The 21,795-nt window shown below is 53.7% G+C and carries 19 protein-coding genes; 9 read left to right on the top strand and 10 right to left on the bottom strand.

The window, feature by feature from the left end:
• Positions 1-39: 39 nt before the first annotated feature.
• A complete protein-coding gene (locus tag JTI98_RS07915) occupies positions 40-1,542 on the top strand; it encodes a helicase HerA-like C-terminal domain-containing protein (RefSeq protein ID WP_044327131.1) in 1,503 nt (500 codons plus the stop codon).
• Positions 1,543-1,605: 63 nt separating this feature from the next.
• Here JTI98_RS07915 and lptG read toward each other — a convergent pair whose 3' ends face one another.
• The 3 genes from lptG to ytgA form a co-directional block, all read right to left on the bottom strand.
• Complete coding sequence (gene lptG, locus JTI98_RS07910) at positions 1,606-2,688, bottom strand: LPS export ABC transporter permease LptG (RefSeq protein WP_044327132.1); 1,083 nt, start codon at positions 2,686-2,688, stop codon at positions 1,606-1,608.
• Positions 2,688-3,788: an LPS export ABC transporter permease LptF gene (lptF, locus tag JTI98_RS07905; RefSeq protein WP_042999257.1), complete on the bottom strand. Its 1,101-nt coding sequence runs from the start codon at positions 3,786-3,788 to the stop codon at positions 2,688-2,690. The genes lptG and lptF overlap by 1 nt, the downstream gene beginning before the upstream one ends.
• Positions 3,789-3,850: 62 nt before the next feature.
• Entirely contained in the window at positions 3,851-3,901 is a 51-nt protein-coding gene (gene ytgA / locus JTI98_RS07900) for a protein YtgA (RefSeq protein ID WP_211180521.1), read from the bottom strand.
• A 153-nt stretch (positions 3,902-4,054) separates the two neighbouring features.
• Here ytgA and pepA point away from each other — a divergent pair, with 153 nt between their 5' ends.
• From pepA to JTI98_RS07885, 3 genes are all read left to right on the top strand, one after another.
• A complete protein-coding gene (gene pepA, locus JTI98_RS07895; RefSeq protein WP_044253264.1) occupies positions 4,055-5,566 on the top strand; it encodes a leucyl aminopeptidase in 1,512 nt (503 codons plus the stop codon).
• A 100-nt stretch (positions 5,567-5,666) separates the two neighbouring features.
• Positions 5,667-6,110 (top strand): DNA polymerase III subunit chi, encoded by a 444-nt coding sequence (holC, locus tag JTI98_RS07890; protein WP_042999255.1) that lies wholly within the window; start codon positions 5,667-5,669, stop codon positions 6,108-6,110.
• Complete coding sequence (locus JTI98_RS07885; RefSeq protein WP_216082106.1) at positions 6,110-8,965, top strand: valine--tRNA ligase; 2,856 nt, start codon at positions 6,110-6,112, stop codon at positions 8,963-8,965. Before holC ends, JTI98_RS07885 begins: the two co-directional genes overlap by 1 nt.
• 54 nt (positions 8,966-9,019) lie before the next feature.
• Here JTI98_RS07885 and JTI98_RS07880 read toward each other — a convergent pair whose 3' ends face one another.
• Complete coding sequence (locus tag JTI98_RS07880; protein ID WP_044264655.1) at positions 9,020-10,219, bottom strand: YjgN family protein; 1,200 nt, start codon at positions 10,217-10,219, stop codon at positions 9,020-9,022.
• A gap of 190 nt (positions 10,220-10,409) precedes the next feature.
• On the opposite strand from JTI98_RS07880, the gene JTI98_RS07875 reads away from it, so the two are divergent.
• Entirely contained in the window at positions 10,410-10,907 is a 498-nt protein-coding gene (locus JTI98_RS07875) for a GNAT family N-acetyltransferase (protein WP_044253259.1), read from the top strand.
• 6 nt (positions 10,908-10,913) lie between these two features.
• Here the strand turns inward: JTI98_RS07875 and JTI98_RS07870 are convergent, their stop codons facing one another.
• The 3 genes from JTI98_RS07870 to rraB all read right to left on the bottom strand — a co-directional run bounded on the left by JTI98_RS07870 (position 10,914) and on the right by rraB (position 13,083).
• Positions 10,914-11,744 carry a hypothetical protein gene (locus JTI98_RS07870; RefSeq protein WP_044253257.1) on the bottom strand — a complete coding sequence of 277 codons (831 nt, stop codon included), beginning with the start codon at positions 11,742-11,744 and terminating at the stop codon, positions 10,914-10,916.
• 87 nt (positions 11,745-11,831) lie between these two features.
• Positions 11,832-12,596: a tRNA isopentenyl-2-thiomethyl-A-37 hydroxylase MiaE gene (gene miaE / locus JTI98_RS07865; protein WP_042999250.1), complete on the bottom strand. Its 765-nt coding sequence runs from the start codon at positions 12,594-12,596 to the stop codon at positions 11,832-11,834.
• Positions 12,597-12,657: 61 nt separating this feature from the next.
• Positions 12,658-13,083 (bottom strand): ribonuclease E inhibitor RraB, encoded by a 426-nt coding sequence (rraB, locus tag JTI98_RS07860; RefSeq protein WP_042999249.1) that lies wholly within the window; start codon positions 13,081-13,083, stop codon positions 12,658-12,660.
• A gap of 98 nt (positions 13,084-13,181) precedes the next feature.
• Between rraB and JTI98_RS21400 the strand changes: the two genes are divergently transcribed.
• Entirely contained in the window at positions 13,182-13,277 is a 96-nt protein-coding gene (locus tag JTI98_RS21400) for a hypothetical protein (protein WP_371192323.1), read from the top strand.
• Positions 13,247-14,251 (top strand): ornithine carbamoyltransferase, encoded by a 1,005-nt coding sequence (gene argF / locus JTI98_RS07855; protein WP_044253254.1) that lies wholly within the window; start codon positions 13,247-13,249, stop codon positions 14,249-14,251. The genes JTI98_RS21400 and argF overlap by 31 nt, the downstream gene beginning before the upstream one ends.
• Positions 14,252-14,346: 95 nt before the next feature.
• Here the strand turns inward: argF and JTI98_RS07850 are convergent, their stop codons facing one another.
• The 3 genes from JTI98_RS07850 to JTI98_RS07840 form a co-directional block, all read right to left on the bottom strand.
• Positions 14,347-16,794 (bottom strand): molybdopterin guanine dinucleotide-containing S/N-oxide reductase, encoded by a 2,448-nt coding sequence (locus tag JTI98_RS07850; protein WP_216082105.1) that lies wholly within the window; start codon positions 16,792-16,794, stop codon positions 14,347-14,349.
• A gap of 27 nt (positions 16,795-16,821) precedes the next feature.
• Positions 16,822-17,922: a NapC/NirT family cytochrome c gene (locus tag JTI98_RS07845; protein WP_042999247.1), complete on the bottom strand. Its 1,101-nt coding sequence runs from the start codon at positions 17,920-17,922 to the stop codon at positions 16,822-16,824.
• Between the two features lie 470 nt (positions 17,923-18,392).
• Entirely contained in the window at positions 18,393-18,845 is a 453-nt protein-coding gene (locus tag JTI98_RS07840) for a YhcH/YjgK/YiaL family protein (protein ID WP_042999246.1), read from the bottom strand.
• Positions 18,846-19,522: 677 nt separating this feature from the next.
• Here JTI98_RS07840 and arcA point away from each other — a divergent pair.
• Positions 19,523-20,743 (top strand): arginine deiminase, encoded by a 1,221-nt coding sequence (gene arcA, locus JTI98_RS07835; protein ID WP_044328867.1) that lies wholly within the window; start codon positions 19,523-19,525, stop codon positions 20,741-20,743.
• A gap of 10 nt (positions 20,744-20,753) precedes the next feature.
• Positions 20,754-21,686, top strand: a complete 933-nt coding sequence (gene arcC / locus JTI98_RS07830; protein ID WP_216082104.1) for a carbamate kinase — start codon at positions 20,754-20,756, stop codon at positions 21,684-21,686.
• Positions 21,687-21,795: the final 109 nt, after the last annotated feature.

Here is a 21,795-nt window from a genome sequence, read left to right as displayed (position 1 = left end):
ATTGCCTATACTCGACGCAGGATAAATGGAGGAAATCTCATGAGCTCACCCCTGCTGATTGCCCGCACGCCAGACACTGAACTGTTTTTACTCCCCGGGATGGCGAACCGCCACGGGCTGATTACCGGGGCGACCGGGACCGGGAAAACCGTCACGCTACAGAAACTGGCCGAGTCGCTGTCGGAAATTGGCGTACCGGTTTTTATGGCCGATGTAAAAGGTGACTTAACGGGCGTCGCTGCCGAAGGCCAGGCTTCCGAAAAACTACTCACCAGACTGAAAAATATCGGCATTACCGACTGGCAACCGCACAGTAATCCGGTGGTACTGTGGGACATCTTCGGCGAAAAAGGTCATCCGGTTCGCGCCACGGTCTCAGACCTCGGGCCGCTGCTGCTGGCGCGTCTGCTGAACCTCAACGAGGTGCAGTCCGGCGTGCTGAACATTATCTTCCGTATTGCCGATGACCAGGGTCTGTTGCTGCTGGATTTCAAAGATCTGCGGGCCATCACGCAATACATCGGCGATAACGCCAAATCCTTCCAGAATCAGTATGGCAACATCAGCAGCGCCTCGGTCGGAGCGATCCAGCGTGGGCTACTGACGCTTGAACAGCAAGGTGCAACGCACTTCTTTGGCGAGCCGATGCTCGACATCAAAGACTGGATGCGGACCGATGCCAGTGGCAAAGGGATCATCAATATTCTCAGCGCCGAGAAGCTCTACCAGATGCCAAAACTCTACGCAGCCAGCCTGCTGTGGATGCTCTCCGAGCTTTACGAGCAACTGCCGGAAACCGGCGATCTGGAAAAACCGAAGCTGGTCTTCTTTTTCGACGAAGCGCATCTGCTGTTCAACGACGCCCCGCAGGTGCTATTGGATAAAATTGAACAGGTGATCCGTTTGATCCGCTCGAAAGGGGTTGGCGTCTGGTTTGTTTCGCAAAACCCGGCGGATATTCCGGATAACGTCCTCGGTCAGTTGGGCAACCGCGTTCAGCATGCCCTGCGCGCCTTCACGCCGAAAGATCAGAAGGCGGTGAAAACCGCCGCACAGACCATGCGCGCCAATCCGGCGTTTGATACAGAGAAAGCGATTCAGGAACTGGGCACCGGTGAAGCACTGGTTTCATTCCTCGATGCCAAAGGCAGTCCATCGGTCGTCGAGCGGGCGATGGTGATCGCTCCGTGCTCACGGATGGGGCCGGTGACGGATGATGAGCGCAACGGGCTTATCAACCACTCTCCGGTTTATGGCAAATATGAAGACGACCTGGATCGTGAATCCGCGTTTGAAATGCTGCAAAAAAGTGTCCAGGCGACGACCGAAGCGCAAAGTAACCCGACGGCGAAAGGCAAAGAGGTGGCGGTTGACGACGGGATCCTCGGCGGGCTGAAGGATATTCTCTTCGGCAGTACCGGACCGCGCGGTGGCAAGCGCGATGGCGTAGTGCAGAGCGTGGCAAAAAGCGCAGCGCGTCAGGTCACCAATCAGCTCATTCGCGGGATGTTAGGCAGCCTGATGGGCGGCAGAAAACGCTAGTACTGAGGATAAGCGCAGCGCCATCAGGCACTGCGCTTTACGTTGCCGGATGGCGGCGAACGATTATGACTTACGCATCATCAGCCAGAGACTGATCAAGAAGAACGAGGCGCTCGGCAGCAGGGCGCCGATAATCGGCGGAATACCGTACACCAGCGTCAGCGGGCCAAAGATCTGGTCCAGCACGTAGAAAACAAAACCAAAGCTTATCCCCGTCACCACCCGCACACCCATTGGCACGCTACGCAGCGGACCAAAGATGAACGACAGCGCCATCAGCATCATCACCGCAACGGACAGCGGCTGGAAGACTTTGCTCCACATATTGAGCTGGTAGCGCCCGGCCTCCTGGCCACTCGACTTCAGGTATTTCACATAGTTGTGCAGACCGCTGATAGAGAGCGCATCCGGGTCCAGCGCCACCACGCCCAGTTTGTCCGGCGTGAGGTTGGTTTTCCAGGTACTGCTCACCATTTGCGAACCGGTGATCTGCTTCGGATCGGTCAGATTCGACTCATCCACCTGCGACAGACGCCAGACCTTCTGTTCCGGGTCAAACTTCGCCGACGCAGCATAGCGCACGGATTGCAGACGACGCTGATCGTTGAAGCCATAAATGCTGATGCCGCCTAACTCTTCGTCACCTTTCACCCGTTCGATGTAAACAAAGTTATTGCCGTCTTTCGCCCACAGCCCCTGCTGGGTGGAAAGCAGCGAACCGCCGTACATCGCCTGCGCCCGGTAATTACGCGCCATCTGCTCGCCCTGCGGCGCAACCCACTCGCCGATGGCCATGGTCAGCAGCACCAGTGGGATCGCGGTTTTCATCACCGAGAGCGCAACCTGCATACGGGTAAAACCCGACGCCTGCATCACGACCAGCTCGCTGCGCTGCGCCAGCATCCCGAGTCCCAATAGCGCACCAAGCAACGCCGCCATCGGGAAGAAAATCTGCACATCTTTCGGCACGCTGAGCAGGGTGTACATCCCCGCGCCCAACGCGTCGTAGCTCCCCTGCCCGGCTTTTTTCAGCTGGTCGACGAACTTGATGATGCCGGAAAGCGACACCAGCATGAATAACGTCATCATGATGGTGGTGAAAATGGTTTTACCGATATAGCGGTCAAGGACACCAAATGGCTGCATCACACCGCTCCTTTACGCGAAAAACGGGCGCGCAGACGGCGCACCGGCACTGTATCCCACAGGTTAAGACCCACCGCCAGCGCCAGATACAGCAGGTTGACCACCCACATCCAGATAACCGGGTCCAGCTTGCCTTTCCCGCCGTTGGATTTCAGGGAGGTCTGGATCAGGAAGAACATCAAATAGAGCAGCATCGCGGGCAGCATCGACAGCACGCGGCCCTGACGCGGGTTGACCACGCTCAATGGGACGACCATCAGCGCCATCATAAATACGGTGAATACCAACGTGATACGCCAGTGCAGTTCCGCACGGGCGCGATCGGTATCAGTGGACCACAGCGTGCGCATGTCCATCTGGTCAGTGTCGTTCGGATCCAGCGCCACCGCCTGGTGACCGATAATCGCCTGATAGTCCTGGAAGTCGGTAATACGGAAATCACGCAGCAGTGCGGTGCCTTCAAAGCGGGTGCCTTTGTTCAGCGTGACCACCTGCGAACCGTCGCGCATCTGCGACAGATGTCCGGAATCGGCGACCACCACAGAAGGACGGGCGTTACCTTTCGGGCGAATTTGTGCGAGGAACACATCCTTGAAATCGCTACCGTCAACGCTTTCAATAAACAGTACCGAGCTGCCATTGGTGGCCTGCTGGAACTGCCCCTGCGCCAGTGCGGCCATACCGGGGTTGGCTTTCGCTTCGGCCAGCACTTCATCCTGATGTTTTGACGACCACGGCCCCGCCCACATGACGTTAACGGCGGCGATGATCCCGGTGAACAACGCCAGGATCATGGCGGCTTTCACCAGCACGGCCTTGCTCAGACCGCAGGCGTGCATCACCGTAATTTCACTTTCGGTATACAGTTTACCCAGCGTCATCAACAGTCCGAGGAACAGGCTGAGCGGCAGGATAAGCTGCGCCATTTCAGGCACGCCGAGGCCCAGCAGCGAGAGCACCAGATTTGCCGGAATGTCACCGTCAACCGCTGCGCCGAGGATCCTCACTAACTTTTGACAAAAGAAGATCAAAAGCAGGATGAAGAGGATGGCAAGCTGGCTTTTGAGCGTCTCCCGCACCAGATATCTTATGATTATCACTTTAAATACGCCCGTAAAAACTCGTCTTTTGCAGGAATTTAGCTTGTTTCATGGCTTAAACGTCATTTATTCTCTTGAGTCGTCGAAATCGTCGCTAAAATTATTATACTCAGCGGATTCGCCACTCAGAACGCGTTCTGATGTGCCAATGCCGTAATAACGTTAAGATTAACACGAAGTCACCGCAACTGCGGATATGAGTTACGAAAGCTTGCAATTCTAACCGCAGGCGCCGCCGTTGTCTTTAAGATTCAGGAGCGTAGTGCATGGAGTTTAGTGTAAAAAGCGGTAGCCCGGAGAAACAGCGGAGTGCCTGCATCGTCGTGGGCGTCTTTGAACCACGCCGCCTTTCTCCGGTTGCAGAACAGCTCGATAAAATCAGCGACGGGTACATCAGTGCCCTGTTGCGTCGTGGCGAACTGGAAGGCAAACCGGGTCAGACCCTGTTGTTACACCATGTCCCCAACGTACTGTCCGAGCGTATCCTCCTCATCGGTTGTGGCAAAGAACGCGAGCTGGATGAACGTCAGTATAAGCAGGTGATTCAGAAAACCATCAACACTCTGAATGATACCGGCTCAATGGAAGCCGTCTGCTTCCTGACCGAACTGCACGTCAAAGGCCGCAACAACTACTGGAAAGTGCGTCAGGCTGTCGAGACGGCCAAAGAGACGCTGTACAGCTTCGATCAACTGAAAACCACCAAAAGCGAGCCGCGCCGCCCGCTGCGTAAAATGGTCTTCAATGTGCCGACCCGCCGTGAGCTGACCAGCGGCGAGCGTGCGATTCAGCACGGTCTGGCCATTGCTGCCGGCATTAAGGCCGCGAAAGATCTCGGCAACATGCCGCCGAACATCTGTAACGCCGCCTATTTAGCCTCTCAGGCGCGCCAGTTAGCTGACAGCTACAGCAAGAATGTGGTCACCCGCGTCATCGGCGAACAGCAGATGAAAGAGCTGGGAATGCACGCTTACCTCGCCGTCGGTCACGGTTCGCAGAATGAATCGCTGATGTCAGTGATTGAGTACAAAGGCAGTCCGTCCGAAGACGTGCGTCCGATTGTGTTAGTCGGTAAAGGGCTCACCTTTGACTCCGGCGGTATCTCCATCAAGCCAGCTGAAGGCATGGACGAGATGAAGTACGACATGTGCGGTGCGGCGGCAGTGTATGGCGTTATGCGCATGGTGGCGGAGCTTCAGTTGCCAATCAACGTCATCGGCGTGCTGGCAGGCTGTGAAAACATGCCTGGTGGTCGCGCCTATCGTCCTGGCGACGTGCTGACGACCATGTCCGGTCAGACGGTTGAAGTGCTGAACACCGATGCCGAAGGCCGTCTGGTACTCTGCGACGTCTTAACCTACGTTGAGCGTTTCGAGCCAGAAGCGGTTATCGACGTGGCGACCCTGACGGGCGCCTGTGTGATTGCGCTGGGCCACCACATTACCGGTCTGATGTCGAACCATAACCCGCTGGCGCACGAGCTGATTGGCGCGTCCGAACAAGCGGGCGACCGCGCATGGCGTCTACCGCTGGGTGATGAGTATCAGGAACAGCTGGAATCCAACTTCGCGGATATGGCGAATATCGGCGGCCGTCCTGGCGGCGCAATCACCGCAGGCTGTTTCCTGTCGCGCTTTACCCGCAAGTACAACTGGGCGCACCTCGACATCGCCGGTACCGCATGGCGTTCCGGGAAAGCCAAAGGCGCAACCGGTCGTCCGGTGGCGCTGTTGTCGCAGTTCCTGCTCAATCGTGCCGGTTTTTCTGGCGAAGAGTAAGTTTGAAATTGCCCCGTAGGCCGGATAAGCGCAGCGCTTATCCGGCCTACGGTGTGCAAGAAGACAACGCATTTAAATCCACCACAAGAAGCCCCATATCATGAGAAACGCAACGTTCTATCTTCTGGACAACGACACACAACACGATGGCCTTAGCGCCGTCGAGCAACTGGTGTGTGAGATTGCCGCAGAACGTTGGCGCAGCGGCAAACGCGTGTTGATTGCCTGCGAAGACGAAAAACAGGCGATTCGCCTGGATGAGGCGCTATGGGCCAGACCGGCTGACCGTTTCGTCCCGCACAATCTGGCCGGTGAAGGGCCGCGCGGCGGTGCGCCGGTAGAAATCGCCTGGCCGGAAAAACGCAACAGCAGTCCGCGCGATCTGCTCATCAGCCTGCGCGTTGGCTTTGCAGATTTTGCCACCGCTTTCACAGAAGTGATAGACTTCGTCCCTTACGAAGATTCTCTGAAACAATCGGCACGCGAACGCTACAAAGCCTACCGCGTGGCTGGTTTTAACCTGAATACGGCAACCTGGAAATAATGGAAAAGACATACAACCCCCAAGATATCGAACAGCCGCTTTACGAGCACTGGGAAAAGCAGGGCTATTTCAAGCCTAACGGCGATGAAAGCAAAGAGTCCTTCTGCATCATGATCCCGCCGCCGAACGTCACCGGCAGTTTGCATATGGGTCATGCTTTCCAGCAAACCATCATGGATACGCTGATCCGCTATCAGCGCATGCAGGGGAAAAATACCCTGTGGCAGGTCGGGACCGATCACGCCGGTATCGCGACCCAGATGGTGGTTGAGCGTAAAATTGCTGCTGAAGAAGGAAAAACCCGCCACGACTACGGTCGCGATGCCTTTATCGATAAAATCTGGCAGTGGAAAGCGGAATCCGGCGGCACCATCACCCGTCAGATGCGTCGTCTAGGCAACTCCGTGGACTGGGAGCGCGAGCGCTTCACCATGGACGAAGGTCTTTCCAATGCCGTGAAAGAAGTCTTTGTCCGCCTGTACAAAGAAGATCTGATTTACCGTGGCAAACGCCTGGTGAACTGGGATCCAAAACTGCGCACCGCCATTTCCGATCTGGAAGTGGAAAACCGCGAGTCTAAAGGCTCGATGTGGCACATCCGCTACCCGCTGGCAGATGGCGCAAAAACGGCTGACGGCAAAGATTACCTGGTGGTGGCGACCACTCGTCCGGAAACCCTGCTGGGCGATACCGGCGTAGCCGTTAACCCGGAAGATCCGCGTTATAAAGATCTGATTGGCAAATTCGTGGTGTTGCCGCTGGTGAACCGCCGTATTCCGATCGTTGGTGATGAACACGCCGACATGGAAAAAGGCACCGGCTGCGTGAAAATCACCCCGGCGCACGACTTTAACGACTACGAAGTCGGTCGTCGTCATGCCCTGCCAATGATCAACATCTTCACCTTTGATGGCGATATCCGCGAAACGGCGGAAGTGTACGACACCAAAGGCAATGAGTCCGACGTCTACTCCAACGAAATTCCGACGGAATTCCAGAAACTGGAGCGCTTTGCCGCACGTAAAGCGGTGGTTGCGGCGATCGACGCGCAGGGCCTGCTGGAAGAAATTAAACCGCACGACCTGACCGTCCCTTACGGCGACCGTGGCGGCGTGGTCATCGAACCGATGCTGACCGACCAGTGGTACGTCCGTGCCGATGTGCTGGCAAAACCGGCGGTAGAAGCCGTTGAGAACGGCGACATTCAGTTCGTGCCGAAGCAGTACGAAAACATGTATTTCTCCTGGATGCGCGATATTCAGGACTGGTGTATTTCCCGTCAGCTGTGGTGGGGTCACCGTATTCCGGCATGGTACGACAACGACGGTAACGTCTATGTGGGTCGCAACGAAGACGAAGTGCGTAAGGAAAACAACCTGAGCGCAGACGTTGCCCTGCGTCAGGACGACGACGTGCTGGATACCTGGTTCTCCTCCGCGTTGTGGACCTTCTCCACCCTCGGCTGGCCGGAAAACACCGACGCGCTGCGTCAGTTCCACCCGACAAGCGTGATGGTTTCCGGCTTCGACATCATCTTCTTCTGGATTGCCCGCATGATCATGATGACCATGCACTTCATCAAAGATGAAAATGGCAAGCCGCAGGTTCCGTTCAAAACCGTCTACATGACCGGTCTGATCCGCGACGACGAAGGCCAGAAGATGTCCAAGTCCAAGGGTAACGTAATTGACCCGCTGGATATGGTCGACGGTATTTCGTTACCGGAGCTGCTGGAAAAACGTACCGGCAACATGATGCAGCCACAACTGGCTGAAAAAATTGCCAAACGTACCGAAAAACAGTTCCCGGAAGGTATCGAGCCGCACGGTACCGATGCCCTGCGTTTCACCCTCGCCGCGCTGGCTTCGACCGGTCGCGACATCAACTGGGACATGAAGCGTCTGGAAGGTTATCGTAACTTCTGTAACAAGCTGTGGAACGCCAGCCGTTTTGTGCTGATGAACACCGAAGAACAGGATTGCGGATTCAACGGCGGCGAGATGACTCTGTCGCTGGCGGACCGCTGGATCCTCGCGGAATTCAACCAGACCACCAAAGCGTACCGTGAAGCACTGGATAACTTCCGCTTCGATATCGCCGCGGGCATTCTGTATGAGTTTACCTGGAACCAGTTCTGTGACTGGTACCTGGAGCTGACCAAACCGGTCATGACCGGCGGAACGGAAGCTGAACTGCGTGGCACCCGCCATACGCTGGTGACCGTGCTGGAAGGTCTGCTGCGCCTGGCGCACCCGATCATCCCGTTCATCACCGAAACCATCTGGCAGCGTGTGAAAGTGATTGCCGGCATTACCGCTGACACCATCATGCTGCAGCCGTTCCCGGAATATAACGCCGCACAGGTTGATGAAGCCGCACTCGCGGACACCGAATGGCTGAAGCAGGCGATCGTTGCCGTACGTAACATCCGTGCGGAAATGAACATTGCGCCGGGCAAACCGCTTGAGCTGCTGCTGCGAGGTTGCAGCGATGACGCGATGCGTCGCGTAAACGACAACCGTAGCTTCCTGCTGAACCTGGCGCGTCTGGAAAGCATCACCGTACTGCCTGCTGATGATAAGGGTCCGGTCTCCGTGACTAAAATCATCGACGGTGCCGAACTGCTGATCCCGATGGCGGGTCTCATCAATAAAGACGATGAACTGGCGCGTCTGGCGAAAGAAGTGGCGAAAATCGAAGGCGAAATTAGCCGTATCGAAAACAAACTCGCTAACGAAGGCTTTGTGGCGCGTGCGCCGGAAGCGGTGATCGCCAAAGAGCGTGAGAAGCTGGAAGGTTATGCCGAGGCGAAAGCGAAACTGATTGAGCAGCAGGCGGTTATCGCCGCGCTGTAATCGCGGAAAGCGATAATGTATAAAGGCCGGAGCTTGCTCCGGCCTTTTTTATTACTACATAAAATTGAGCGTCGGCATCACGCCGCGTGAGAGTCGCGATACCAGACCGTTGTCCACGCGTTCATCGCTGTCAGCAAGTGGTAACGTATCGAGATCGCCCACCACGTACGTATTTTTCGCCAGCCAGGTAATCAGCCACATGCGCAGCAGCGGATACGCCAGCCCTCCAGTGATAGCAGAAATCACATATAACCCCCCCAGGCGATAAACCATGCCATGGAAAGTCAGCGTGGAACGAAAACGAATGTGTCCGTCGGCGAGTTGCAGGTTATTCAGAAAGTGATTACGAAACGCCACGATCAAATAACTCATTGAAATGGCAATGCCCAGATAATAGATAATCTGGCTTATCACAATCTGTCGTTGATATTCGATGAGGATTAACGCTTCAATTTCCTCTTCCGCCATCCCCGTCACATCGAGTTCGTATATCGATTTAAACAGCGCAATCGCGATAAAACCGACCACGGCGAGAAAAGGCAGCAGCGCTGCCATGGCCAGAATCGCGGATTTAATACAATGCCAGACATTTATCTGCACAGAGAATGCGTGGACACCAAAGCGGCCGCCATCCCCCACCATCCTCATCAACCGACTGTACGTCACCCCGCTGACCATTCCCACGCCGGCAAGGCCCGTCAGCCCCAGCACGATTACCGTGAAAATCACTTCTCCCGGGCTTTCTGTTGGACACACCTGTAGCAGGCAAAATATCACCACCCCCAGCGCCATAAGCAACAGCATGGGCAGACACAGAATATTCCAGAATGCCTTAAGCGCAGAGAAACGAAAACCAAAACGGATACTATTTAACGAGGTCTTTACTGCCTGATATTGCAGATTTTTCATCACCAGGACAGGTATTGCTAAGATCAGTGCTGCCAGTAAGGCCGCGCCAATGACAAAATATTCCATGCTTATCAATGTCATGCCTGCAATATAAATCACCAGCAGCATAAACCAGCTCAGGAACACATCGCCACCTGTCACCTTCCAGCTAAACGGCTGTCCATTTAAGGTCATATTGGAATAAATATAGCGACGGCATTTCATTAATGCCCACGGCAGGTAAATTCCTAATGTCACCAGTACCAGCAACGAATTGACCAGACAAATAAGAAAATAACTTCCGCCATCGCCACGAAATTCAAAAGCGTGTGATGGCGCCTCTTCTTTTATAAGATATTCCTGCATAATAAATCCCTGTCGTTAATCATCCTTAAAAATACACATTATTAGCAGGCAATAGAAATACCAGCCAATAGAGATATTACCTTATTATCTGCATAAATAACATCCACCCGCTATGTTATAAGGTGCTTGCATCACCTGGCCGGGGATGCTATTAGTTCAAATTATTAGTATTGTTTAACCGGGTAGTAAAATGAATGTTTTTGACGCGCTCACGTTACGTCGCCTGACGGCCAGGGATAACCAGGTCATCGCTGCCGTTATCCGTCAGGTTTCCGCCGAATATGGCCTTACCGCTGATAAAGGCTATACCGTTGCCGATCCAAATCTTGATGAGCTGTATCAGCTCTACTCGCAACCAGGACATGCATATTGGGTGGTGGAGCGTAATGGCGAAGTGGTGGGGGGCGGCGGAATTGCGCCGTTAACCTGTAGCGAACCCGATATTTGCGAACTGCAAAAAATGTACTTTTTGCCCGTGGCTCGCGGACAAGGCATGGCGAAAAAGCTGGCGCTGATGGCGATGGATCACGCCCGCGCGCTGGGATTTAAACATTGCTATCTGGAAACGACCGCCTTTTTACGCGAGGCGATTGGTCTGTACGAACATTTAGGGTTTGAGCATATCAGCGAACCGCTTGGCTGCACCGGGCACGTCGATTGCGAAGTGCGGATGCTCAAACCCCTGTAATACCGACTATTGCATCTCAGGCGATACCGAAAGTCGAATCACGCCAGCGGCCTGCGCGGCTGGCAATTTCAGCACTTCCGTCCACATATCCTGCACCAGATTGCAGACGACCTTTTCTTTCCCGATCCCCTTCTCCGGCTCAGCCATAAGCTGAACATCCTGCCCGTAGCGCTGCACCAGTACTGGTACGACGCTTTGCAGATCCTGCATGGCCTGCTGCTTCTCGGTGTCGGTTACCGTGTGTTTATTAGGACCGTATGCCGCTCGCATCATCGCCGCATCGCCTTCCATACGCCGTTTCAGAATATCCGGTGAGATCAGACGCGTCGGGTTAATGCCGCCTTTGACCTGCGGGAAGAGAAAGCGGAAACACTCATCGTCGCCTTTTTTCTGCACCGCCGCAGTCTGTTCGAGATTGATCTTCATATAGTCAATGACATTACTGTCCGGCGCCTGCTGTAAACGCGACATCTGAATTTGCAGCACCTGCGGTTGAATGGTATCGATTATTTGTTGTTCGGTTTTGCCTTCATTTTTCAGCTGCAGCGCCTGGGTGCGAAGATGGACCCAAAATGCCGGCTCCTGTTCCTTCAGTACCTGAAACGTCGGCATTTGCAGTAGCGCGGCATCAAACTGCTGCTCTTCCGTCTGACCGGACGCCGCTTTTTCTCGCGGGATCAGGTAGTGCACGTCAAACAGGTTCCACGCGACGATCGCCACAATCATCAGCACCGCGCCAGAAGCCTTCCCCACCCAGCCTTTTTTACGCATGAGCCCTATCACCGCGGCGATGACCGCGCCGACGTAGCCTGCGAGAAGTACATGTGTCCAGTTCATCGGTATTGGTATTCCTTGCCCTGAAAAAGAGACATTTTTCACTGCCCACGTCGGGATGTCACCTTGCGGCGGGCAGAACTACCGAAATTAAGAGGCGACGGGGACACCGCTGTGAAAGCGAAACTCGTTGTCCGGCGAGACGATCAGCGCCGCTTCCACGTCGCCAAAATAGCGGACGCGGGGAGAAATATCTTCCTGCGAAACCTGTTGCGCCAGCGCCAGATAGTCCTGATAGTGGCGCGCTTCGGATCGCAGCAGCGACAGATAGAACTTTTGCAGATCGTCATCGAGAAACGGAGCCAGCGCGGCGAAGCGTTCACAGGAGCGCGCTTCGATGTAAGCACCGCAAATCAGCTTATCAATCAGCGTCAGCGGCTCGTGCGTGCGTACCGCTTTCAGCATCCCTTTCGCGTAGCGACTGGCTGTGATCTTCACGTAAGGAATGTTGCGGGCCTGCATCGCTTCGCGCACCTGCCAGAAATGGTGCAATTCTTCCTTTATCAACAACACCATGCTGTCGATAAGCTGGCGGCCCCACGGATCGTCTGTTTCCGGCATCACGCTTTTACCAATCTGTTTATGGAGCGCAACAAAGTCCGGTTCCGGCCCTTCCCGGAAGGCAAAGGCTTCATACGGCTGTAGCCAGGCGAGCAGCGCATCCGCACCCGGTTTATCCGCTACATACTTACGCACCAATAGCATCGCCGTTTGCGCCGCCTTGAGTTCGCATATCAGATGATCGGTGAGCAGCAGAGGGAGGTTTTGCGGATCGCGCGCCTGGTCAATCCATGCCTGCGGGGTCGGACAGTGCAGAAAGTTAAGCACCGGAGAAAGTATTTGCGGGTAGTTCATGAGTAACCTGTTGGAAGAGTACGACAGCAGGCGCTGCCGTACTTTTTAACGCCTGGTAATCTTAGTGACGCACGCCGTCGTCATCTTCGTCGACGTAGTCTTCGTCGTCGCCCTCTTCACCGTCTTCACCGTTCGGATCTTCAAAGTAGGTGCCCCAGCCGTCGTATTCGACGTCATATTTCTCGGCCAGGTTCATCAACTGTTCAACCTGCGCGTCGATAAGGTCAGCTTTCAGCGCACATTCACTGAGGATATCGCAGCAAATCACAGTGTCGCCTTCTTCGACTTCCAGCTCTTCTGGCTCAGTGACTTCGTAGCCGAGTTTAAACGCTTCTACCGCCGCTTTTTCCAGGGTTTCGAAATCGTCTGCGGAAAGGTGGTGTTCGATGGTGTACAGCGCGTCCGGGTCGCTACCATCATCCAGTAATTCTTCAATAATCAGGCGCGTCTCTTCACGCTGCTCTTCCAGTAGTTCCGGGTTTGCCATGGCTCGTTCCTCATAATGTCCTGCCGATACTCTTATTGTCACATACCGCCGTCATTGCCTCCACCTTTCCAGAAAAGATTTGTGAAACGGGGTTGCAAATGCATAATCATCCATATAAATTGAATTTTAATTCAATAGATGGCATTCGCCATAGGAGGGAACTATGTCAGGTTTTTATCAGAAGCATTTTTTAAAGTTACTCGATTTCACCCCTGCTGAACTCACCGCACTCGTCCAACTTGCCGCAAAACTGAAAGCTGATAAGAAAAATGGCAAAGAAGAACAAAAGCTTACTGGCAAAAACATCGCGCTCATCTTCGAAAAAGACTCGACCCGTACACGATGCTCTTTCGAAGTTGCCGCTTACGACCAGGGGGCTCGCGTCACTTATCTCGGTTCCAGCGGCAGCCAGATTGGGCATAAAGAGTCAATTAAAGACACCGCTCGCGTGCTGGGCCGGATGTATGACGGCATTCAGTATCGCGGTTACGGTCAGGAAGTAGTCGAAACGCTGGCCGAATATGCCGGTGTACCGGTATGGAATGGGTTGACCAACGAGTTCCATCCTACGCAATTACTGGCTGACCTGCTGACGATGCAGGAACATCTACCAGGTAAGGCGTTTAACGAGATGACGCTGGTTTACGCGGGCGATGCGCGCAATAACATGGGTAACTCAATGCTGGAAGCCGCCGCGCTCACCGGGCTGGACCTGCGTCTGGTGGCCCCCAAAAGCTGCTGGCCGGAAGCGTCGCTGGTCGCAGAATGCAGCGCAATGGCGAAGAAAAATGGCGGTAACATTACGCTTACCGAAGATATCGCGGCGGGCGTGAAAGGGGCGGACTTTATCTACACCGATGTCTGGGTGTCGATGGGCGAACCGAAAGAGATGTGGGCGGAACGTATCGCCATGCTGCGCGACTATCAGGTCAACAGCCAAATGATGGCGCTTTCCGGGAATCCGCAGGTGAAGTTTCTGCACTGCCTGCCCGCATTTCATGACGATCAGACCACGCTCGGTAAAAAAATGGCGGAGGAATTTGGTCTGCACGGCGGAATGGAAGTCACCGATGAGGTGTTTGAATCCCCGGCCAGTATTGTGTTTGACCAGGCTGAAAACCGGATGCACACCATTAAAGCAGTGATGGTGGCGACGCTGGCGCAGTAATATTGTTCGCAAACAAAAACCCCACATAACACTGTGGGGTTCATCACCTGTCTGAGGCGAAAATCACCGTTTTCGCCCAGTATTACAACCGTGAATTATGCGCCCATTGGCGGCGTAAATGCGGTAAGTTCCAGCTCCGGTCCGGTGTATTTCTCCGCCATCACCAGCGCAGTGTTGCCCGCGCAGCCATTCGCCAGACGCGAGGTCGGGATGTCTTTGGTAAGCACGTTAGCTCCACCGTTTTTACAGATCCCGGTACCTGCGTAATCCAGATCCGGCCATGCGCCTTCATGGATACATACCACACCTTGCTTGATGCCATCAGTAACCTTCGCGCCGGTTAACACCTGTCCACGCGTGTTCCAGACACGCACCAAATCGCCGTCGGCAATGCCACGTTTTTTCGCATCTTCTGGATGGATGTATAACGGCTCGCGGTTGGCCACCGCATACTGTTTGCGTAGCGACGCATAGTTAAGCTGACTGTGTAAACGGTGCGCCGGGTGCGCGGTCAGCAGCTGCAGTTCACCCTCTTTAGCGTTGCCAGCCCATTCGTCTGGTTCCAGCCAGGTCGGATGCGCCGGGCAATCCTTATAGTTGAAACCTTCGATGGTTTTCGAGTAAATCTCGATTTTACCGCTCGGCGTACCCAGCGGGTTCATCACCGGGTCCTTGCGGAAATCGGCATAGCGCACGAAAACTTCTTCTTTCGGGTTCTTACGCATTTCGATCAGCTTGTTCGCTTCCCAGAAGGCGGTGAACTGCGGCATATTGACGCGCTGCTGACGCGCGCCTTTCTGTGCCACGTCGTAGAACTCGCGCAGCCAGTCCATTTCGCTCTTGCCTTCGGTATAAACGGCTTTACCGCCTGGTTTCAGCAGCTCAGCCATATCCGCGAACACGTCAAAATCATTGCGTGCTTCGAACTGTGGCGGGATGGCTTGTTTCATCGGCACCAGATGCTGGTTGCTGTAGTCGCCGGTCATGGTCAGATCGTTACGTTCAAACGATGTGGTGATTGGCAGAACAATATCCGCGTGCTTGGCGGCAGCCGTCCAGTAGCACTCGGAGATCACCACCAGTTCCGGTTTTTGCCAGGCTTTTACCAGGCGGTTGGTATCCTGATGATGAGTGAAGTTGCCACCGCCGGCCCACCAGATCATGCGCAGATCGGGGAAGGTTTGTTCCTTACCGTTATGTTGATATTTGCCGCCGGGGTTTTCCAGGGCTTCAACGATACGCGCAACCGGGAACGCTTCAACCGCATCGGAGGTTGCCCAGTCGTTGCCAGCAGACGAGCTGCCTGCGATTGTCGCTGAAATGGCCGACAGCACTCCGCCACTGCGAGTTGGGTTGCCGCCGTTAGAGTAATGGTAAGAGAAACCAAAACCGCCGCCCTCGGTACCAATCTGGCCGAGCATCGCCGCCAGGGTAACCAGCATCCAGTGGCGCTGTTCACCATACTGCTGACGCTGAATGCCCCAGCCTGCCATCAGCATGGTTTTATTCTTGGCAAAGATTTCCGCCAGAATTTCCATTTGCTTCGCCGGAACGCCGCAAATTTTCTCGGCCCAGGCCGGATTTTTCGGTGTGTTGTCGTTTTTACCCGTCAGATACGCTTCGAATTCGCCATAGCCAGTGGTGTATTTATCGAGGAAGGCTTTATCATGCAGTCCTTTTTCTACCAGCGCGGACGCAATACCTAACATCAGCGCCACGTCGGTACCCATATTCGGCGCAATCCACTGTGCTTTATCACCGAAGAAATCGATAGTTTCTGAGCGTTGCGGATCGATGGCGATAACAGTTTTGCCGGACGCTTTCAGTTTATTGAAGTACTCGAGGCCTTGCTCATCCGTACTGGTCCAGGCAATTTTCAGGGTGTTCAGTGGGTTAAGACCCCACAGGACTACCACCTGACTATGTTCGAGGATCAGCGGCCATGCCGTTTGCTGTTCGTAAACTTCTACCGAGCCGACGACGTGCGGCATGATCACCTGCGCCGCGCCAGTGGAGTAGTCGCCGGTATGCCCGGTATAGCCGCCCGCCATGCTCATGTAACGCTGCAGCAGCGTCTGCGCTTTGTGCAGCACACCACTGGAGCGCCAGCCATAAGATCCCGCAAAAATGGAAGATGGGCCATGCTCGGCACGGATACGGGCGTGCTGCTCGTGGATGAGCTTCAGGGCGTCTTCCCATGACACTTTGACGAATTCGTCTTTACCACGATTGCCATCCGGTTTGCCCGGCGCATTGAGGAAACCTTTACGCACCATCGGAGATTGAATACGGCACGGGGTATGCGCCTGATCGGGTGCGGTAGTTTGCAGATCGTTGGGAATCGTTTTCGCCAGCGCACCGCGCGACGACACAATTTTGCCGTCTTTAACGTCGATGTACATCGCCCCCCAACGTCCTGCGGTCAGGATGGCATTACCCGGCGCGTCTGCGGCCCACGCTGGCATCGGGATTGCCGAGGTAATCATCATCGCGCCAGCGGAACCGCCAGCATACTTAATAAAGTTACGTCGTGTAAGGTTCATAGGTTTTCCTTTAATCGTAATTGTTAGTTATTCCTTAGAGGTAAAATCTTTGGCGTGATACTGGAACCAGCGGGTCAGGATGTCTAAATCCTCGGCGCTAATATCCGTTCTCGCGCCCATCCCTTTTGCTACGGAAGGCCAGGCATTTAAGGTGTAATGTTCGGAGGAAATCGGCGCATGACATCCGGAACAATACGTTTTGTCGAGAGTTTTGGCGTAATCCCAGATCACGTCGGGTTTACTCAGTGCGGGTTCAGCCAGAGGTGCGCGTAGAGACACATTGCGCCATGCGTTTCCGTAGGGATCCTTTTCCCAGTCGCTGGAGATTTTGAGCGCTTTTTGACCTTCGTCGGTAAGTGTGGCAAGGACCAAACGCTGACCCGCCGCGAAGTAAATCACCTGTTCAGCGCCTTGCATTTGGCTACCGATAATCTCCACTTCCCGCGCATCGCCGGAATGTCCCACCACGTTCAGTTTGGTGGCCGGATAAACTGTGCCCAGGTTACCCAGTGCGGCAGGCGCGACGGGGTACACTTCTTTCGCATCAACCGGCGTCTGGCGTGCGTTTTCCATCAGCGCATCATGCGCTTTGGTGTCAATGGTGATTTCAGGCGGGAAGTGCGCGATACCTTTATGGCAATCAATACAGGTTTGTTTTTCTTTAATACCCAGCGCATGCATTTTCTGTGCATCGGCACTCTGCTTTTGAAGATCCATGGCGTCAAACTGATGGCACGAGCGGCAGGTCGCCGAATCGTTGGCTTTCATCTGCTCCCAGACGGTCTCCGCCATCTCAAGGCGATGCGCCTCATATTTTTCCGGTGTATCAATTTTGCCGGTGACAAACTCATGCCAGATATCCTTACTGGCCCGAACTTTGGTGATCAGGTAATCCATACCCGATTGCGGAATGTGGCAATCACGGCACTCCGCACGGATACCTTTTTGGTTCATAAAGTGCGCAGATCCCTGGTACTCTTCATAGGGTGCTTGCATTGTGTGGCAGGAGAGACAAAACGAGGTGTCTGACGTTTTATGCATCATCCACATAGATGACAGCACGAGTGCTCCCCCCAGCAGAATGCCCACGAATACAAGACCCGCTATCCACTTCCATTTTTTATTCATACCTTGCCCTGAAATTAATTCAAAAGTTAATATTTAATTTTGTGTAATGTATTTTGCTGGATGATTTTTCAACAAGAATTGATGTAACACAAAAGTGTTATTAACCAGAAAGAGTTAAACGTGCTTTTGATCGAGTTTTTGAAAGTTAACAGGAAAGGTTACAGCTAACGGTATGTTGTGACTGAAGTTATGGCGATATCGATATAAAATTAAATATATAACGACTAACTCAAATCAAGCCACCGTTATATATTTAAATACATAAGTAAATAATGTGATCGCGGTGCGCTATTAATGCCTGAAATAAACCGTTTTTACCGTTCGGTTAACATCTGAATGAAGATAAATGCAGTTTATTATTTTTACCGTATGCGCAGACGCAAGGATCGTTACGGACGAATGCAGGATAAATCATAAAAAGGACAGCCGCTCCGATTCACGGAGCGGCTGCGCAATGCCTGCCTTTCTGTTTAAGCCACCAGCAGTTTAACCACCGCTTTACGCACCGGTGCAGGCGTGCCGACGGCGCACAGCGGTTTGTGCACTTCTTGCGGATAAAAGACGACAAAGTCACCTTCATTCAGGATCAACGTTTTCTCCTGCTCCCCTTCCGCTAAAAAGGCGATGTCTTTATCAGCCAGCCAGTCGGTATCCGGTTTACCGGCAGGCAGTACGCTGAAGGTCATTCCTTCCTGCCCTTTCAGCACGATCTGAATATCCAGATAGCGCGCGTGATACTCCGCACGACGCTTCTCGAACGGTTCGGTCATATCTTCAGAAATCAGGTAGAACAGACGGCTACCGTCAATCTCATGTTTCCCCTTCTCCGTCGCCTCGGTGACGTTTGCCTTAATGTACTCAATCGCCTGGCGGAGTTCTTCAGGAAGCCAGGATTGCAGATGGTGAATATTACCAACGATCATCTCATACCCCTCATTCAAAACATCGTTTCAATTTTAGTTGTTATACGTAAAAAAACCCGAGCGTGCCATCGCTATCATGCAAAGTTTTGCGTCAGCGCATGTTTATCGCTGAAGTTGTTGACTGTCTGTTAACGCTAAACAGCGATCTATGCATCTTTAATGCATAAAATGTAAACACACCCAATAGACAATGCTATCAAGCTATTGAAATATAATGGTTTACAAGAAAAACCATTAGTCGATCACAATTCATTTCCACTGCTTAATCAATGACAATCGCCATATTTATTGCTCAATTTACTTTATAGCGAAAATAATATAATTCACAATACGCATATCTATGCAGTAAATTATTATTAGTCTATAAAAATCATGATGTTACATTGTCATCATTCTTTGCTTTAGCCAACAAACAATTAACACAAAAGAATAATCTGACGTATAAATGCGTAGTAATTCAGGTAAAGACTTTTTATTTTTGTTATTTCTCAGACCTCCGTCATATATTAATTAAGAAAAAACAAATAACCGAATGGATGTGAAACTCATCACATTCCTGACTTCTAAATAATTCAATGATGCCTCTCGAAAAATATCGGAACAGTTATGACTGCGAGCATTTTCATTATTCGCAGCCACCCCCTTTTTATTCCTGAAATAGAGTGAAAGGTATCGTAATGGAAAAACATTATGTCGGTTCTGAAATCGGCCAACTACGCAGTGTGATGTTGCATCGCCCTAATCTCAGCCTGAAACGCCTCACGCCGTCTAACTGCCAGGAGCTGCTGTTTGATGACGTACTGTCCGTCGAACGTGCAGGTGAAGAGCATGATATTTTCGCCAACACGTTACGCGAGCAGGGTATCGAAGTTCTGTTACTGACTGATTTACTGACACAAACTCTGGATATCGCGGATGCCAAAAGCTGGCTACTGGAAACGCAAATCTCGGATTACCGACTTGGCCCGACTTTCGCCACCGACATCCGCGCCTGGCTGGCCGATATGCCGCACCGGGAACTGGCCCGTCATTTAAGCGGCGGACTCACCTACGGTGAAATTCCCGCCTCAATTAAAAATATGGTGGTGGATACCCACGATATTAATGACTTTATTATGAAGCCATTGCCAAACCATTTATTTACCCGCGATACCTCCTGCTGGATATATAACGGCGTATCCATTAACCCAATGGCCAAACCGGCTCGCCAGCGTGAAACGAATAATCTGCGGGCCATCTATCGCTGGCATCCGCAATTTGCTGACGGCGATTTTATTAAATATTTCGGCGACGAGAATATCAATTACGACCATGCCACCTTAGAAGGCGGCGATGTGCTGGTCATCGGGCGCGGTGCGGTGCTAATCGGCATGTCTGAACGCACGACGCCGCAGGGAATTGAGTTCCTTGCCCAGTCGCTTTTTAACCATCGTCAGGCCGAACGGGTGATTGCCGTTGAGCTTCCCAAACACCGCTCCTGTATGCACCTCGACACCGTCATGACCCACATCGATATCGACACCTTCTCCGTCTACCCGGAAGTGGTGCGCCAGGACGTGCAGTGCTGGACCTTAACGCCAGACGGGCGCGGCGGCCTGAAACGTACCGAAGAACGCACGTTGATTAACGCCATTGAGAAAGCGCTCGGCATCGATCAGGTGCGTCTGATTACCACCGGCGGCGACGCCTTTGAAGCCGAGCGTGAACAGTGGAACGACGCCAACAACGTTCTCACGCTGCGCCCCGGCGTCGTCGTGGGCTACGAGCGCAACATCTGGACCAACGAGAAATATGACAAAGCCGGCATCACCGTGCTGCCAATCCCTGGCGATGAACTGGGGCGCGGACGCGGCGGCGCACGCTGCATGAGTTGCCCACTGGAACGCGATGGCATTTAAGGAACCCACCATGCAAAACAAACCGACTCTGGTTGTTGCCCTCGGCGGCAATGCGTTGCTCAAGCGCGGCGAACCGCTGGAAGCCGACATCCAGCGCAAGAACATCGTCCTGGCGGCGAAAACCATCGCCCAACTCACACAGCAATGGCGGGTGGTGCTGGTTCACGGCAACGGGCCGCAGGTGGGCCTGCTGGCATTGCAAAACAGCGCCTACGACCGCGTCACCCCCTACCCGCTGGACATTCTCGGGGCAGAAAGCCAGGGAATGATCGGCTACATGCTGCAACAGGCGCTGAAGAACCAACTGCCGCAGCGCGAAATCAGTGTCCTGCTCACGCAGGTGGAAGTGGCCCCTGACGATCCGGCCTTTCATAACCCGACCAAGTATATCGGTCCGGTTTATGACCCTGCCCAGGCCGACGCGTTGCAGGCTGAAAAAGGTTGGGTCTTCAAAGCGGATGGCAAAGCGTTCCGCCGTGTGGTGCCTTCACCACAGCCAAAACGCATCGTAGAGAGCGACGCCATCCAGGCGCTGCTCGCCCGCGATCATCTGGTCATCTGTAACGGCGGTGGCGGTGTGCCGGTCGTCGAGAAAGCAGACGGTTACCACGGCCTGGAAGCGGTGATCGACAAAGACCTTTCCGCCGCGCTGCTCGCCAGCCAGATCCACGCTGACGCGCTGCTGATCCTGACCGATGCCGACGCGGTGTACCTCGACTGGGGCAAACCGACCCAGCGTCCGCTGGCACAGGTGACACCGGAACGCTTAAGCGAAATGCAATTTGACGCCGGTTCGATGGGGCCAAAAGTCAGCGCCTGCGCCGACTTTGTCAGCTGCTGCCACGGCATTGCGGGCATCGGTTCGCTGGCCGATGGCCCGGCCATTCTCGCCGGCGATAAAGGCACCCTGATTCGGCGCGAAACCGCCGATGTTGACGCTTAAGGCTTTTTTGCCGGATGGCGGCCTCGCCTTATCCGGCCTACACCGATTCACGTCCGTAGGCCTGATAAGCGCAGCGTCATCAGGTAGTTCATTTTAACAAGGATACATT

Origin of the sequence: Citrobacter sp. MGH 55 (assembly GCF_016906145.1) — a bacterium.
Taxonomy (GTDB): Bacteria; Pseudomonadota; Gammaproteobacteria; order Enterobacterales; family Enterobacteriaceae; genus Citrobacter_A; species Citrobacter_A amalonaticus.
Note: the sequence above shows the minus strand (reverse complement) of the source record. Positions and strands in the feature narration are given on the sequence as shown.

What these genes read in the sequence shown, in the direction of transcription:
- JTI98_RS07915 (WP_044327131.1), top strand. Translation starts at nt 40, where the DNA reads ATGAGCTCACCCCTGCTGATTGCCCGCACGCCAGACACTGAACTGTTT.
- lptG (WP_044327132.1), bottom strand. Translation starts at nt 2,688, where the DNA reads ATGCAGCCATTTGGTGTCCTTGACCGCTATATCGGTAAAACCATTTTC.
- pepA (WP_044253264.1), top strand. Translation starts at nt 4,055, where the DNA reads ATGGAGTTTAGTGTAAAAAGCGGTAGCCCGGAGAAACAGCGGAGTGCC.
- holC (WP_042999255.1), top strand. Translation starts at nt 5,667, where the DNA reads ATGAGAAACGCAACGTTCTATCTTCTGGACAACGACACACAACACGAT.
- JTI98_RS07885 (WP_216082106.1), top strand. Translation starts at nt 6,110, where the DNA reads ATGGAAAAGACATACAACCCCCAAGATATCGAACAGCCGCTTTACGAG.
- JTI98_RS07880 (WP_044264655.1), bottom strand. Translation starts at nt 10,219, where the DNA reads ATGCAGGAATATCTTATAAAAGAAGAGGCGCCATCACACGCTTTTGAA.
- JTI98_RS07875 (WP_044253259.1), top strand. Translation starts at nt 10,410, where the DNA reads ATGAATGTTTTTGACGCGCTCACGTTACGTCGCCTGACGGCCAGGGAT.
- JTI98_RS07870 (WP_044253257.1), bottom strand. Translation starts at nt 11,744, where the DNA reads ATGAACTGGACACATGTACTTCTCGCAGGCTACGTCGGCGCGGTCATC.
- miaE (WP_042999250.1), bottom strand. Translation starts at nt 12,596, where the DNA reads ATGAACTACCCGCAAATACTTTCTCCGGTGCTTAACTTTCTGCACTGT.
- rraB (WP_042999249.1), bottom strand. Translation starts at nt 13,083, where the DNA reads ATGGCAAACCCGGAACTACTGGAAGAGCAGCGTGAAGAGACGCGCCTG.
- JTI98_RS21400 (WP_371192323.1), top strand. Translation starts at nt 13,182, where the DNA reads ATGCATAATCATCCATATAAATTGAATTTTAATTCAATAGATGGCATT.
- argF (WP_044253254.1), top strand. Translation starts at nt 13,247, where the DNA reads ATGTCAGGTTTTTATCAGAAGCATTTTTTAAAGTTACTCGATTTCACC.
- JTI98_RS07850 (WP_216082105.1), bottom strand. Translation starts at nt 16,794, where the DNA reads ATGAACCTTACACGACGTAACTTTATTAAGTATGCTGGCGGTTCCGCT.
- JTI98_RS07845 (WP_042999247.1), bottom strand. Translation starts at nt 17,922, where the DNA reads ATGAATAAAAAATGGAAGTGGATAGCGGGTCTTGTATTCGTGGGCATT.
- JTI98_RS07840 (WP_042999246.1), bottom strand. Translation starts at nt 18,845, where the DNA reads ATGATCGTTGGTAATATTCACCATCTGCAATCCTGGCTTCCTGAAGAA.
- arcA (WP_044328867.1), top strand. Translation starts at nt 19,523, where the DNA reads ATGGAAAAACATTATGTCGGTTCTGAAATCGGCCAACTACGCAGTGTG.
- arcC (WP_216082104.1), top strand. Translation starts at nt 20,754, where the DNA reads ATGCAAAACAAACCGACTCTGGTTGTTGCCCTCGGCGGCAATGCGTTG.